This is a genomic window from Streptomyces sp. NPDC026575 (assembly GCF_055567415.1).
Genome location: NZ_JBVHQM010000001.1, coordinates 52,638 through 64,968, shown reverse-complemented (window position 1 = coordinate 64,968; position 12,331 = coordinate 52,638). Strand labels below are relative to the sequence as shown.

At 71.5% G+C, this 12,331-nt stretch carries 12 protein-coding genes; 7 read left to right on the top strand and 5 right to left on the bottom strand.

Translation table 11 applies throughout. From position 1 onward, the window contains the following. Positions 1 to 35: 35 nt before the first annotated feature. On the bottom strand, positions 36 to 902 hold the full coding sequence (locus ACZ4NB_RS00295; RefSeq protein WP_467657272.1) for a GNAT family N-acetyltransferase: 867 nt from the start codon (positions 900 to 902) through the stop codon (positions 36 to 38). Positions 903 to 1,063: 161 nt separating this feature from the next. Here ACZ4NB_RS00295 and ACZ4NB_RS00290 point away from each other — a divergent pair, with 161 nt between their 5' ends. Then, complete coding sequence (locus ACZ4NB_RS00290; RefSeq protein WP_467657271.1) at positions 1,064 to 2,176, top strand: CapA family protein; 1,113 nt, start codon at positions 1,064 to 1,066, stop codon at positions 2,174 to 2,176. A 43-nt stretch (positions 2,177 to 2,219) separates the two neighbouring features. Here the strand turns inward: ACZ4NB_RS00290 and ACZ4NB_RS00285 are convergent, their stop codons facing one another. Beyond that, complete coding sequence (locus ACZ4NB_RS00285; RefSeq protein WP_467657269.1) at positions 2,220 to 3,500, bottom strand: acyl-CoA dehydrogenase family protein; 1,281 nt, start codon at positions 3,498 to 3,500, stop codon at positions 2,220 to 2,222. A gap of 212 nt (positions 3,501 to 3,712) precedes the next feature. Next, positions 3,713 to 4,171 (bottom strand): RrF2 family transcriptional regulator, encoded by a 459-nt coding sequence (locus ACZ4NB_RS00280; RefSeq protein ID WP_467657268.1) that lies wholly within the window; start codon positions 4,169 to 4,171, stop codon positions 3,713 to 3,715. Between the two features lie 443 nt (positions 4,172 to 4,614). Between ACZ4NB_RS00280 and ACZ4NB_RS00275 the strand changes: the two genes are divergently transcribed. From ACZ4NB_RS00275 to ACZ4NB_RS00260, 4 genes are all read left to right on the top strand, one after another. Next, complete coding sequence (locus ACZ4NB_RS00275) at positions 4,615 to 5,538, top strand: glutathione S-transferase C-terminal domain-containing protein (RefSeq protein WP_467657266.1); 924 nt, start codon at positions 4,615 to 4,617, stop codon at positions 5,536 to 5,538. Between the two features lie 67 nt (positions 5,539 to 5,605). Beyond that, positions 5,606 to 6,583 (top strand): GlxA family transcriptional regulator, encoded by a 978-nt coding sequence (locus tag ACZ4NB_RS00270; protein ID WP_467657265.1) that lies wholly within the window; start codon positions 5,606 to 5,608, stop codon positions 6,581 to 6,583. A gap of 111 nt (positions 6,584 to 6,694) precedes the next feature. Further along, positions 6,695 to 7,666 (top strand): NADP-dependent oxidoreductase, encoded by a 972-nt coding sequence (locus tag ACZ4NB_RS00265; RefSeq protein WP_467657263.1) that lies wholly within the window; start codon positions 6,695 to 6,697, stop codon positions 7,664 to 7,666. 218 nt (positions 7,667 to 7,884) lie between these two features. Next, positions 7,885 to 8,277 (top strand): hypothetical protein, encoded by a 393-nt coding sequence (locus ACZ4NB_RS00260; protein WP_467657261.1) that lies wholly within the window; start codon positions 7,885 to 7,887, stop codon positions 8,275 to 8,277. Positions 8,278 to 8,389: 112 nt separating this feature from the next. Here ACZ4NB_RS00260 and ACZ4NB_RS00255 read toward each other — a convergent pair whose 3' ends face one another. After that, positions 8,390 to 9,112: a dienelactone hydrolase family protein gene (locus tag ACZ4NB_RS00255; RefSeq protein WP_467657260.1), complete on the bottom strand. Its 723-nt coding sequence runs from the start codon at positions 9,110 to 9,112 to the stop codon at positions 8,390 to 8,392. A 421-nt stretch (positions 9,113 to 9,533) separates the two neighbouring features. Here ACZ4NB_RS00255 and ACZ4NB_RS00250 point away from each other — a divergent pair, with 421 nt between their 5' ends. Continuing rightward, positions 9,534 to 9,881: an Ig domain-containing protein gene (locus tag ACZ4NB_RS00250; RefSeq protein ID WP_467657258.1), complete on the top strand. Its 348-nt coding sequence runs from the start codon at positions 9,534 to 9,536 to the stop codon at positions 9,879 to 9,881. 54 nt (positions 9,882 to 9,935) lie between these two features. On the opposite strand, the gene ACZ4NB_RS00245 is transcribed toward ACZ4NB_RS00250, so the two are convergent. Continuing rightward, on the bottom strand, positions 9,936 to 10,331 hold the full coding sequence (locus ACZ4NB_RS00245) for a hypothetical protein (RefSeq protein WP_467657256.1): 396 nt from the start codon (positions 10,329 to 10,331) through the stop codon (positions 9,936 to 9,938). A gap of 346 nt (positions 10,332 to 10,677) precedes the next feature. Between ACZ4NB_RS00245 and ctaD the strand changes: the two genes are divergently transcribed. After that, entirely contained in the window at positions 10,678 to 12,330 is a 1,653-nt protein-coding gene (ctaD, locus tag ACZ4NB_RS00240) for an aa3-type cytochrome oxidase subunit I (protein WP_467657739.1), read from the top strand. Position 12,331: the final 1 nt, after the last annotated feature.

The following is a 12,331-nucleotide window of genomic DNA, read 5'->3' as shown; positions in this document are numbered from 1 at the left end:
CGGTGCGGCCGGCGGCGCGCTCACCGGCAGGTGGTTCAGGCGTCCCGGTACAGGTCCCGGACCTCGGCCAGTTGCCGGAAGCCGGCCGAGGCGTAGGTGGCGACGGCGCCGACATTGCAGCTCGGAGTGCAGACGAGCGCGCTCGACGAGCCCAGCTCCCGGAGTGCGGCCGCCGCGGCGAGGGTGATCGCCTCGCCGTGGCCCCGGCGGCGATGGTCGCGGTGCACGCCCATCGGTTCGAGCAACCCGGGCCTGCCCGGACCGGCCGACCACACCGTCACCGCCGCCACCGCGTCGCCCCGCTCGTCGAGCGCGAGCAGACACCGGGCGTCCGCGTACGGCGGTCCGGCCGCCATCGCGTGCCAGCGCTCGTCCGTGAACGTCGATCCGTCGAACGCCGCCCGAACCACGGCGGCGAACACCTGCGCCTGTTCCGGCCCGACCACCTCGATCCGCACGCCCGGATCCTGCACCGGCTCCGTGAGGTCGCGGCGCAGCGGCGTCCACGGCTCATCGACGGTCCAGCCGTGCTCGCAGAGCAGGTCCTGGACCAGTGCGCCCGCCGGCGCCTCGATGTTCACCTTGCCGTCGGGCAGCACGCCGCGCTCCGGCTCGGCCACGTCTTTCACCAACCGCCGCGCCAGCTCCTCGTCCCGCCGAGCGTCCGGTGCGATCGTCAGCCGCAACAGCCCGGGGCCGTCCAGCAGCCCGACGGCGAGAATCCGTCCGCCCCGGCTCCAGGTCCTGACCGCCGCGGCCGTCGCTTCGGCGCCCGACCGCCAGAACCAGCCCAGGTCCCCCGGATGCAGCTGCATCGGCGCCCCGTCGCTCTGCCACTCCCGCAGCACACCCACGGCCGCGCTCAGCCCGTCGACTCCCGGTTCGCCCAACGCGATCGCCATACCGCCGATCACACACCACCGCACCGCGTGTCCGCACCCGGTTTCCGGCCGGCCGGCGTGGAGCGGCGTGGAGGACTCGGGAAGGCGGTCGATGAGCGAAGCGACTCGGCCTGGGCGTCCACGGTGGCCGCAGCGCCCGGTACGGCCCTTAGCCTGGAGGAATGGGCGGTGACGTGGTCACGGTGTTCCTCTGCGGGGATGTGATGCTCGGTCGCGGCGTCGACCAGATCCTGCCGCACCCGGGCGACCCCGCACTGCGGGAGGGGTATGCCCGAGACGCCCGCGACTACCTCGCGCTGGCCGAGGCGGTGAACGGCCCCATCCCCCGTCCGGTCGACTTCTCCTGGCCGTGGGGGGAGGCGCTGGGGGTGCTCGACGAGGCCGCACCCGCCGCGCGCGTGATCAATCTGGAGACCAGTGTCACGCGCAGCGACGCCTTCGCCCCCGGCAAGGAAGTCCACTACCGGATGAACCCCGCGAACCTCCCCTGCCTGACCGCCGCCCGCCCCGACGTCTGCGTACTGGCCAACAACCACGTCCTGGACTTCGACCGCAGCGGACTGCGGGAGACGCTCGACACGCTGACGGGCGGCGGGCTGCGGACGGCGGGGGCGGGCATGGACGCCGACGCGGCCCGGCGGCCGGCCGTCGTCCCCGTCGAGGCGGGCCGGCGCGTCCTGGTCTTCTCCTTCGGCCTGCCCTCCAGTGGCATCCCCCCGACCTGGGCCGCGGGCGAGGACCGGAGCGGGGTCGCGTTCGTGGCCGGGCCGTCCCAGGCCGCCGCCCGGGAGTGGGCCGTCCGCGTCCAGCAGGCGAAGCGGCCGGGGGACATCGTGGTGGCCTCGGTCCACTGGGGTCCCAACTGGAGCTATGGCGTCTCGCGCGCCGAGACCGCCTTCGCGCACACCCTCCTCGACGGCGGCGTGGACATCGTGCACGGGCACTCCGCGCACCACCCCCGCGGCCTGGAGGTGTATCGGGGGAGGCTCCTGATCCACGGGTGCGGCGATTTCATCGACGACTACGAGGGCATCACCGGCTACGAGCACTATCGGGACGATCTGCGGCTGCTCTACCTCGTGTCGGTGGAGCCGGACACCGGCCGCCTCCAGGACGTACGGATCACTCCGCTGCAGGCCCACCGGATGAGGCTGCGGCACATCTCCTACGAGGACTCCCGCTGGCTGCAAAGGCTCCTCGGCCGGATCGCCACCGGCTTCCAGGCGTGCGCCGCCTCCGAACCCGGGGGCACGCTGACGCTGCGGCCCGCCTGAGGCACACGCCCCCGGGGTGCTCCCTGTCGGCTGGGACGGGCGGTCAGATGTGCAGGGTCAGGGGCGGATGCGTGCCGTTGAGAAAGTGATCACCGATGTCCCGGAGGCGGTGGGTGGGGGAGCCCTGCGCCGTCAGGACGCGCGCATTGCGCCAGAACCTGTCGAACCCGGGGCCGTCTGCCGGGGCGTCGGCGCCATCGGTGAGTTCCAGGATCCGGGTGGTGATGTGCATGGCGGACCGGCTGGTGACCGCCTCCGCCGCGGCGACCAGGACGGCGATGTCGGCGCGCTCCTCGACACCGAGCTCGCGGCCCGCTGCGAGGCCCCTCGCCAGGGCCTCCGTCGCGGGTTCCACCACCGCCGCGGCGGTGTGCGCGGCGGCGACCAACTCCCCGTAGGCGAGCAGGAGATACGGGTCACCATCCGGGAGCCGCTCGTACGGACCGCTGTCGGGGCCCGAGGGCGGCCAGGTGCGCGGCGCGGCGCGACTGAAGTCCCGCGCCTCGGCCAGCGCTCCTTCGGCGATCCCCAGGCCGACGTGCACGAGGGCGAGCCGGAGCGCCAGCGGGGCGAGCGCGGCGAAGGGGGAGACGTCGTGCTCGTCGTGCGGGACGGCGCCCAGCACCTGGTCCGGGGACGACACCGGGACGCCTTCGAAGCCGATGCTGCCCGCCCCGGTGAGCCGCTGCCCCAGACGGTCGTGCGACGGATCGGCCGTCACACCGGGGTGTGCCGGGTCCACGAGCACCATCAGCGATTCACCGGTCTCGGTGCACACCGCGCCGAGCACCAGCCGGTCGGCCACGGCGACACCCGCGGCGAACGCCCGGCGGCCGTTGAGGAGATATCCGCCGGACGTCGGTGTCAGCGTCAGATCCGGGCCGGTCTCCGTCCCCGTGTCCGCCTCCGTCCCCGGAATGCCGGTGTCCCCGCCCCAGAGCCACTGCTCCTCGGCCGCCCGGTGTTCGAGTGCGGCGGCCCGCTCCGGGGTGCCGAAGAACCGGGCGCTCCACGACAGGGCGTAGTGCCGGCCGAGGAGCTCGCCGATGGAGCTGTCGGCCGCCGCGATCTCACGGATGACCGCGCAGGCGGTCCGCAGGTCGGCGCCCCCTTGCGCCGGGCCGGGCGGCATCAGCAGGGCCGGCAGACCGGCTTCGCGCACCCGTTGGAGCTCGTCGAACGGCGGCTTGCCCGCGCGGTCGCGGAGGAGCGCGTCGACGGCGAGATCGTCCGCCACCTCACGGGCGACCAGCGGCCATATGCCCGCCTCCGAAGGCTCGTTGGCCGGCGGGGCGACGGGACACGCTGCGGACCTCTTCGACATGACGCCGTGCACCGTCCCCTCTCGGATCCAGTTTCCCTAGTTTTCCCACTGGATTGATAGGGAAAGAATGCGTCCGGACTCCGGGCGCAGCAAGGGCCGTTCAAGGGGTGGACAGCGAGGTCTTGCAATCCGGACATCGCGTAGGGCGTCGCCGGTGGGGGAGAAGCCCCTGGAAGGCAGTGGGGGAGGCTCCCCGGGGAGGCCGGTGGCTCCTAGGGGTTCGTCCAGGAGTCGGGGTCCTCGGCCAGCGCGGAGACCGGGCCGGGCAGTTCGGCCGCCGCGACATCGGCGAGCGACACCTCGTCCAGGATCTGGCGGACGTTGGCGCGCAGCGCGATCCACAGCGGCAGCAGCGACTCGGCCGGGCCGGTGTAGGACAACTCCGGCGGGCGGACCCCGCGTACGGACACCAGGGGGCCGTCCACGACACGGATCACGTCCGCGATGCTGATGGCCTCCGCGGAACGGGCCAGCCGATAGCCCCCGTTGCCGCCGCGCTGGCTGAGGACCAGTCCGCCCCGGCGCATGTCGTTGAGGATGCCTTCGAGGAACTTGTGCGGAATGTCCTGGGCGTCGGCGATCGCCTCCGCCTTGAGCGGTCCCGCGTCCCGGGCGTCAGCGAGTTGCAGCGCGGCGCGCACCGCATAGTCCGCTCTGGCTGAAATCCGCATGCCTGCATTATTCCGCAGCGGCGGTGCGGGCTCTCGCCCCGGCCGCCTCCGGCCGCCTCCGGCCGTCGTCCTGGCCGCGGCCCCTTGACGTGGCTCGACGGCGGCTCGACACTCGGGGCGGGAACCCTAGTGAACGGGTGGGAAATCATGGGGCGTGCAGGGGCGGCAGCTGACCGCGCAGTCCGCGCCTTTCGGCCGCTTCCCCCGCTGACCTCACGCCGGCACATCGATCTCCTGCGCGTCTGCAGCGCGGCCGAACCCCTTCGCTGAGGCGGCCGCTCCGCGCCGCCCCTGGTTCCCCGCCGCACCCCCTCCGCAGCCGGGCCCGCGCCGACGGCGCGTCCGCCCGCCGCCCGAGGCGCATCCGCCCGTACGCCCCGTACCTCCGCCGGTCCGCGCGCCCTCGTGCGTCCGCGTACCGGCCCCGGACCCCAGGGAGCCGCATGTCCGCCACGTCTGCCGTGCCCGCCGCAACCCCAGACTCCGCCACATCCCGGCGCTCCGCCGCCTCCCCGGACGCCGTGCCGCCCCTGCGCGGCAGGATCGGCCGCGATGCGCGCAGCGGCCACTACGCCGTGCCGCACCGCTACCGCCTGCACCTGACTCCGTCCTGTCCGCACTGTCTGAGCATCGCCATCACCCACAGCCTGCTGGATCTCGGCGACACCCTCCCGGTGACGCTGCTGCCCGCCGTCCCCGACGCTCCGGACGGCGGTTACGCCACGCTGCGCCCGCTGTACGAGGCCAGCTCGCACCAGCACCCCGGACCGGCCGCGGCGCCGGTGCTCAGCGACGGCTGGACGGGGCGGATCGTCAGCACGCACACCCCCGACATCCTGCGGGACCTGTCCGAACGGTTCGGCACCCAGGGGCCCGTGCTCCATCCGTCCGAGGCCGGCCCCGACATCGAGGCGATCGGCCGGCTCTGCGCGCAGGACGTCAACGAGGCCGCACAGCGCGCCGGCCGGGTCGGTGTCGGCGGCCCGGCCTACGGAGTCGCGCTGGCGACCCTGCTGCGGGCGCTGGACTCGCTGGAGCAGCTGCTGGCCGGACGGGAGTATGTACTGGGGGGCGAACTCACCGCAGCCGACGTCCAGTTGTGGGTGACGCTGGTGCAGCTCGACACCGTGCACCGCTGGCATCTGGACGCCGCGGCGGTACACCGCATCGCCGGCCACCGCCGGCTGTGGTCGTATGCGCGCCGACTGGCGGCCCTGCCCGCCTTCGGCTCCCACCTCGACCTGGACGGCATCGCCCGCCGGCACCATGCGCACTGCCAGGGGCGGGAGGCCGCCGGTGCGGCGGTGCAGATCCTGGACTGGACGGCGGCGCATACCCCCGGGCGGGGCGCGCCCTGCGCCCGCTGACGGCCGCGGGCGCGGACGGCTGCCGGCGGAAAATGGCGTGATGATGGCTGTTCGATAGAATGATGCCATGCAGTCGTCGCAGCAACCGCCGCAGCCGTCCGTCCACCGCGTCGTCGTGCTGGCCCTCGACGGTGTGTACCCGTTCGAGCTGGGCATAGCGAACCGCGTCTTCGGCGAGGCGAAGCACCTGTACGAGGTCGTCACCTGCACCGTCGACGGCCTGCCGGTGCGGACCGGCGCGGACTTCTCGGTCACCCCCGATCATGGGCCCGAGGCCCTGGAGAGCGCCGACACGGTCGTCGTCCCGCCCTATGACCACAGCCTGCTCTCCGACCGGCTCACGCCGGCCATGGCCGCCGCCATGGCCCGTATCCGCCCCGGTACCCGGCTGGTGTCGATCTGCACGGGCGCGTTCCTGTTCGGGGCGGCCGGCCTGCTCGACGGGCGCACCGCCACCACCCACTGGGTGCTCGCGGACACCTTCCGCCGGCTCTTCCCGCACGTCACCCTCGATCCCGACGTGCTGTTCATCGACGACGGGGACATCTTCACCTCGGCCGGAGCCGTCTCGGGGGTGGACCTCTGCCTCCACCTCGTCCGCAAGGACCACGGCAGCGAGCTGGCCAACCACATCGCGCGCCGCTGCGTCATACCCCCCTGGCGGGACGGCGGCCAGGCCCAGTACATCGAGCAGCCGATGCCCGAGCCGGGCGCGACCGGCACCGCCGCCACCCGCGAGTGGGCCCTGGAGCGCCTCGACCAGCCCCTCACCCTCGCCGACCTCGCGGCGCACGCCGAGATGAGCCCGCGTACCTTCGCCCGCCGCTTCACCGAGGAAGCCGGCACCAGTCCGGGCCGCTGGGTGATCCAGCAGCGCGTCCATCAGGCCCGCCGGCTGCTGGAGACCACCGATCTGTCCGTCGAGCGGATCGCCCACGAAGTCGGCTTCGGCGGCGCCATCTCGCTCCGTCAGCATCTGCACTCGGTGATCGGCGTCTCCCCGCTGGCCTACCGGCGGTCGTTCCAGGCGACCAGTGGCGTCTGAGCGGCAGGTGAGCGCGGCGCGGATGTGGCGCGATCCCCGCATGGCACGATCCCATCGAATGCTGGCCATCTTGCCATTGTCGCGTGACGCCGGCGCCGCCAGTCTGGGGATATGACCGACTCGACGGCGCACCGCGCCACCTCTCCCACCATGCGTGCCATCAGCCAGAACGCCCACGGCGGCCCCGAAGTCCTCACCGAGGTCGAACTTCCGCGACCCACCCCGGGCGTCGGCGAGGTCCTCATCGCCGTCCACGCGGCCGGCGTCAACCCCACCGACTGGAAGCACCGCGCGGGCGGCCTGTTCCTGGGGTCGCCGCCGTACGTCCTCGGCTGGGACGTCTCCGGCGTCGTCGAGGCCGTCGGCCTCGGTGTCACCCTCTTCAAGCCGGGTGACGAGGTCTTCGGCATGCTGCCCTACCCCTACGGTGTCGGCTCGCACGCCGAGTACGTCACCGGCCCCGCGCGGGCCTTCGTCCGCAAGCCCTCCGCCATCGGCCACATCGAAGCGGGCGCCATCCCGCTCGCCGCCCTCACGGCCCATCAGGCGCTGGTCGACCTCGCGGACATCCGGCCCGGGCAGCGGGTGCTGATCCATGCGGCCGCCGGCGGCGTCGGCCATCTCGCCGTACAGATCGCCAAGGCCCGGGGCGCCCATGTCATCGGGACGGCCAGCGCCGCCAAGCACGACCTGCTGCGGGAGCTGGGCGCGGACGAGCTGATCGATTACCGCACCGCCGACTTCGCCGAGGTCGTCAGCGATGTCGACGTCGTCCTGGACACCCTCGCCGGCGACATCCGCACCCGATCCCTCGACGTGCTGCGCCCGGGCGGCATCGTCGTCTCGATCGTGGGCCCCCCGACGGAGGACGAGGCCAAGAAGGCGGCCGAGTTGGGCGTCCGGTTGGAGATGATGATCGTCGAGGCCGACCAGGCCGGCATGCGGGCGGTCGCCGACCTCGTCGAGGCCGGGTCGCTGCGCGTCCATGTCGACGCGGCGCTGCCGCTCTCGGAAGCCGCCAAGGCGCATGCGCTGGGCGAGACGAACCGCACCACCGGCAAGCTCGTCCTCACCGTGCGGTGATCCCCCGCCGCACCGGCTGACGCTCCGTGGGCCCGGCCTCCCGTCCCCCGGCACCAGGTGGAGAACCCGACATCCGCGTGGTGGGTGGTGGCGGAGTGATTCGCCCGGAATGGCCGAATTCTCGGTTGGTCGGGCTCTCGGAGCACGTGCAGGATGCAGATGCGGAAGGCGGCCGCGGTCTCCGTGCGCGGCCGTGTCATCGACAGGGGGAATGCTCCATGCGTCAGGTCCGTAGCACGATCAGGAAGACGGTGGCGGCGGCCGCCGCACTCGCCGGCGGCGCGCTGTTGACGCTCGGTGCGAGCGCGCCCGCCGCGCACGCGGCCGGCCCGGCGGGGGAGTACCAGGGATGCCCGTCCGGGTATGTGTGCCTCTACCCGAACGCCGGGTGGAACGGCGGCCACCCCACCTACAAGTGGTACACCTACGGCGCCCACAACATCAGCAACCAGTTCGGCGTCAAGAGGTTCTTCAACAACCAGACCGGCGGCGCCATCGCCCGTAACTGCACCGGCTCCAACGGCACCGGCTGCCAGGGCATCCAACGCGCCGGTACGTACGCCGACTACGACTACACCCCGTACAACTCCGTTCTGCTCGCGGCCCGCTGACCTCCCCGTCCGCGGCGTCGCCGGGCGCCGTCATCGAGGGCCGGGGCCGGTCCTCGATGACGGCGCCATGGCCGAACCGCCTACCGTCTGCTGCCGCCCTGACGGCCCGGCCTCACCTCAGGTGCCGGCCGAAGAACCGGTCCCCGTCCTCCACCTCGAACCACGGGGTACCGGTGTGCCCGCCCAGATTGGCGTGCAGCGTCTTCTCCTTGCTGCCGAAGGCGTCGAACAGGTCCAGGGCCCGCTGCCGGGGGTTCCCTTCGTCGTCCCACTGCAGCAGGAACAGCAGCGGAATGCCGACCTGCCGGGCCTCCTCGCGCTGGGCGCGGGGCACGTAACCCCCGGCGAAGAGACCGGCGGCCGCGATGCGCGGCTCGACCACCGCCAGCCGGATGCCGACGGCGGTCCACCCCGAGTACCCGACCGGGCCGCCGATCTCGGGCAGCGAAAGGAGGGCGTCCAGGGTGGTCCGCCATTCCGGGACCGCGTTTTCGACCAGCGGGGAGATGAAGGACTCGAAGATCTCGTCGACCGGCTCGCCGGCCTGCATCGCCCGGCGGAGGTCGGCGCGGGCCTGCTCGTCGGCGGCGGAACGGGGCCGGTCACCGCACCCGGCGGCGTCGATGGTGGCCACCGCGTAGCCGGATGCCGCGGAGTGCCGGGCCCGGGCCACCAGCCGGGGGTCCCGCTTGGGCAGGCTGTTGTTGTGCGCCATCAGGATCAGCGGGGCCGGTGCGGCGGATTCAGGCGTCCACAGGGTGCCGGGGATCTCGCCGAGGGTGAATTCGCGCTCCAGGACCCCGTCGTCGAGGAGTTGTTCGGAAGTGAATTGCATGGTCGTGCCTTTCGGGAGTGCTCACAGCGGCGCTCCCGGACGACCTATCGCCCGGCCGTGACCCCAGAGGGGAGCACCCATGTCGATACTGCGTTCACGGGTACCACCTCCTCGTTCTCTCGCACGGCCTCCGGAAGATTAGCAAGGTCGCCATGGTCTGCCCAACGGGTTTTTGCGGAGGCTCCATGGCCGGACGTTCGCCTCACCACCCAAGGCACGGTCCAAGCCCTGACAAGCGAATCGGCGCGCACGACCCGCCGAGAGCGGCACGGCTCCCTCCGTCACCCCAACGCAGGAACTCCGGGTAAATGGGGAGGTCGCAGGCGAGTCCGGCACGGTGCCCTGCTTAACATCACCGGCATCCCCGGGATATGCAGCCGGGCACCTCGCCACGAACAAGGTCTTTCCGTCAGGAGGCGGCATGAGTGCGGAATCGGGCTCGGCGCAGACACTCGTCATCGAGCCGATCGGGGGCGCGGGCCAGCACGCCGGCCGCCGTGCCACCTTCGCCCAGCCGCTGACGGCCCGGCTCGTCGACCGGGGCTCCCGCAGGCCGGTGCGCCACGCCGAGGTGACGTTCGCCTGGGTGGCCACGAGCGAGCAGGCCCTCTTCGAGGGGGACCGGCAGACCATCACGGTACGGACGGACGACGACGGCTATGCGCGGACGTCGCCGCTCGTGGCCGGGGATTCCGACGGCGTCGCGGTCTTCACCGTCACCGCCGCCGGTGCGGCCCCCGAGCAGGTCGAGGTCACGGTCGACCTGTGACGACCCCCGCCGGCCCGGGTGCGGGCCGGCGGGGGCGTGGCGGCCGGTGCGGACTCAGTGCCGCTTGACGACGCGCTGGATGGCGTTCTTGCTCCCGTGCGCGGCACCATCGACGAAATTGCTGCTGGTGGTGGACCCGTTGGTGTTGGTGACGTTGCCGCTGTCGTTCGGATTGCCGCGGCTGTGGACGTTTCCGCCGTGCACGGTGTTTCCGCTGTGCACCGGTCCGTTCAGACAGGGGCGGGAGTCCCTGGCGGGGATGTGGTAGTTGATGTTGCCGAGCCGGTTGTTGCACGCCACGCCCTGAGGCGCACCCGTAAGGGAGACGAGGTCGGCGCCCAACGCGGTGTCCAGCAGATCCGGAATGGGCTGGGCCCGGGCGATTCCCGCGCTCAGCAGAACGAGGCCGCAGGCCCCGGCGATACTTCCCGCCCGCACAACGCTTCTCACGATGCTCCTTGCCGTTTCCTCTTGTGATGCCGGAGGTATCGTCCTGCCGCTGACAGCCCGTCACGTCGGCAACCCGCTGGAGTCGAAACGCTTGTCGGTCACAATCAGCCGGGTGGCGCAAGGAAATCCCGCGGCCGTCCCGTCGTGCGCGCCGGGGCACCGCTTCGTATTTCACTCCTACGGCCCCCTGCCCACGCGCCACGGCTCGCCGGGGGAGCGGCCATTATGGCGGAGAGGGTTTTCCGCGGCGGAGTTCCTGAAGGTGGAAGGGGCGTAGGTGACGGAGGTAAAGGAGGTCGAACGGGCGGCACCGGCAAAGGACCGGTCGAAGCCGGGCCGGGTCGTACTGGGGTGGCTCACGACGACCGATCACAAGGTCATCGGCAACCTCTACATGGTCACCGCATTCGGATTCTTCCTCCTGGCCGGGGTGCTGGCCATGCTGATGCGGGCCGAACTCGCCGCCCCCGGAATGCAGTTGGTCTCCCACGAGCAGTACAACCAGCTGTTCACCATTCACGGCACGATCATGATGCTGCTCTTCGCCACTCCCATGTTCGCGGGCTTCGCCAACGCGGTGATGCCGCTTCAGATCGGTTCGCCGGACGTCGCCTTCCCACGGCTGAACGCCTTTACCTACTGGCTCTTTCTGCTCGGCGGCCTCATGGTGGTGTCGGGCTTCATCGTTCCCGGCGGGGCCGCGTCATTCGGCTGGTTCGCCTACGCGCCCCTGAACGGCCCGGTGTTCTCGCCCGGACCGGGCGGGGATCTATGGATCATGGGGCTCGTCGTGGCCGGTCTGAGCACGATCCTGGGCGCGGTGAACTTCATCGCCACGATCGTGTGCCTGCGCGCCCCCGGCATGACGATGTTCCGGATGCCGATCTTCAGCTGGAACGTGCTCTTCACGTCCGTCCTGGCGCTGCTGGCGTTCCCGGTGCTGGCGGCCACCCTCCTGGTGCTGGAGGCGGACCGGAAGTTCGGTGCGCATGTCTTCGATGCCGCGAACGGGGGCGCCATCCTGTGGCAGCACCTGTTCTGGTTCTTCGGCCACCCGGAGGTCTATATCGTCGCGCTGCCGTTCTTCGGCGTGATCTCCGAGATCATCCCGGTGTTCAGTCGCAAACCGATCTTCGGCTATGTCGGGATGGTCGGTGCCACGATCGCCATCACCATGCTGTCCGCCTCGGTATGGGCCCATCACATGTTCGCGACCGGGGCGGTGCTGCTGCCGTTCTTCGCCGTACTGTCCTTCCTGATCGCGGTGCCGACCGGTGTGAAGTTCTTCAACTGGATCGGCACCATGTGGCACGGGAGCCTGTCCTTCGAGACCCCGATGCTGTGGAGCATCGGATTCCTTGTCTCCTTTCTGCTCGGTGGGCTCAGCGGTGTGCTGATCGCGTCCCCGCCGCTGGACTTCCAGGTCACCGACAGCTACTTCATCGTGGCGCATCTGCATTACGTGCTGTTCGGCACGGTCGTCTTCGCGATGTTCGGCGGATTCTATTTCTGGTGGCCCAAATGGACCGGGAAGATGCTGAACGAGCGGCTCGGGAAGGTCCACTTCTGGATTCTGTTCCTCGGTTTTCAGGGCACGTTCCTGGTGCAGCACTGGCTGGGTGAGATGGGGATGCCCCGCCGGTACGCGGACTACCTGGCCGCCGACGGCTTCACCGTCCTCAACGCGATCTCCTCGGCCAGCTCCTTCCTGCTCGGTGCTTCCACGCTGCCGTTCCTGTACAACGTCTGGCACACCGCCCGCTACGCACCGCGGGTCCGCGTGGACGACCCCTGGGGCTTCGGCAGATCGCTGGAGTGGGCCACCTCCTGCCCGCCGCCCCGTCACAACTTCCATACGCTGCCGCGGGTCCGCTCCGATTCGCCGGCCTTCGATCTGCACCACCCGGAAGTCGGCGAGCGCCTGCCGGTTCCTGCCGCCGGCGACCGGCCGTCGGTCGACCGGGAGTCCCACCGTCCCCCCGACACCCCGGCCGGGTGAG

Coding starts and splice junctions, on each gene's coding strand:
- ACZ4NB_RS00280 (WP_467657268.1), bottom strand. CDS start 4,171: ATGCGGATTTCAGCCAGAGCGGACTATGCGGTGCGCGCCGCGCTGCAA.
- ACZ4NB_RS00250 (WP_467657258.1), top strand. CDS start 9,534: ATGAGTGCGGAATCGGGCTCGGCGCAGACACTCGTCATCGAGCCGATC.
- ACZ4NB_RS00290 (WP_467657271.1), top strand. CDS start 1,064: ATGGGCGGTGACGTGGTCACGGTGTTCCTCTGCGGGGATGTGATGCTC.
- ACZ4NB_RS00260 (WP_467657261.1), top strand. CDS start 7,885: ATGCGTCAGGTCCGTAGCACGATCAGGAAGACGGTGGCGGCGGCCGCC.
- ACZ4NB_RS00295 (WP_467657272.1), bottom strand. CDS start 902: ATGGCGATCGCGTTGGGCGAACCGGGAGTCGACGGGCTGAGCGCGGCC.
- ACZ4NB_RS00255 (WP_467657260.1), bottom strand. CDS start 9,112: ATGCAATTCACTTCCGAACAACTCCTCGACGACGGGGTCCTGGAGCGC.
- ACZ4NB_RS00285 (WP_467657269.1), bottom strand. CDS start 3,500: ATGTCGAAGAGGTCCGCAGCGTGTCCCGTCGCCCCGCCGGCCAACGAG.
- ACZ4NB_RS00265 (WP_467657263.1), top strand. CDS start 6,695: ATGACCGACTCGACGGCGCACCGCGCCACCTCTCCCACCATGCGTGCC.
- ACZ4NB_RS00275 (WP_467657266.1), top strand. CDS start 4,615: ATGTCCGCCACGTCTGCCGTGCCCGCCGCAACCCCAGACTCCGCCACA.
- ACZ4NB_RS00270 (WP_467657265.1), top strand. CDS start 5,606: ATGCAGTCGTCGCAGCAACCGCCGCAGCCGTCCGTCCACCGCGTCGTC.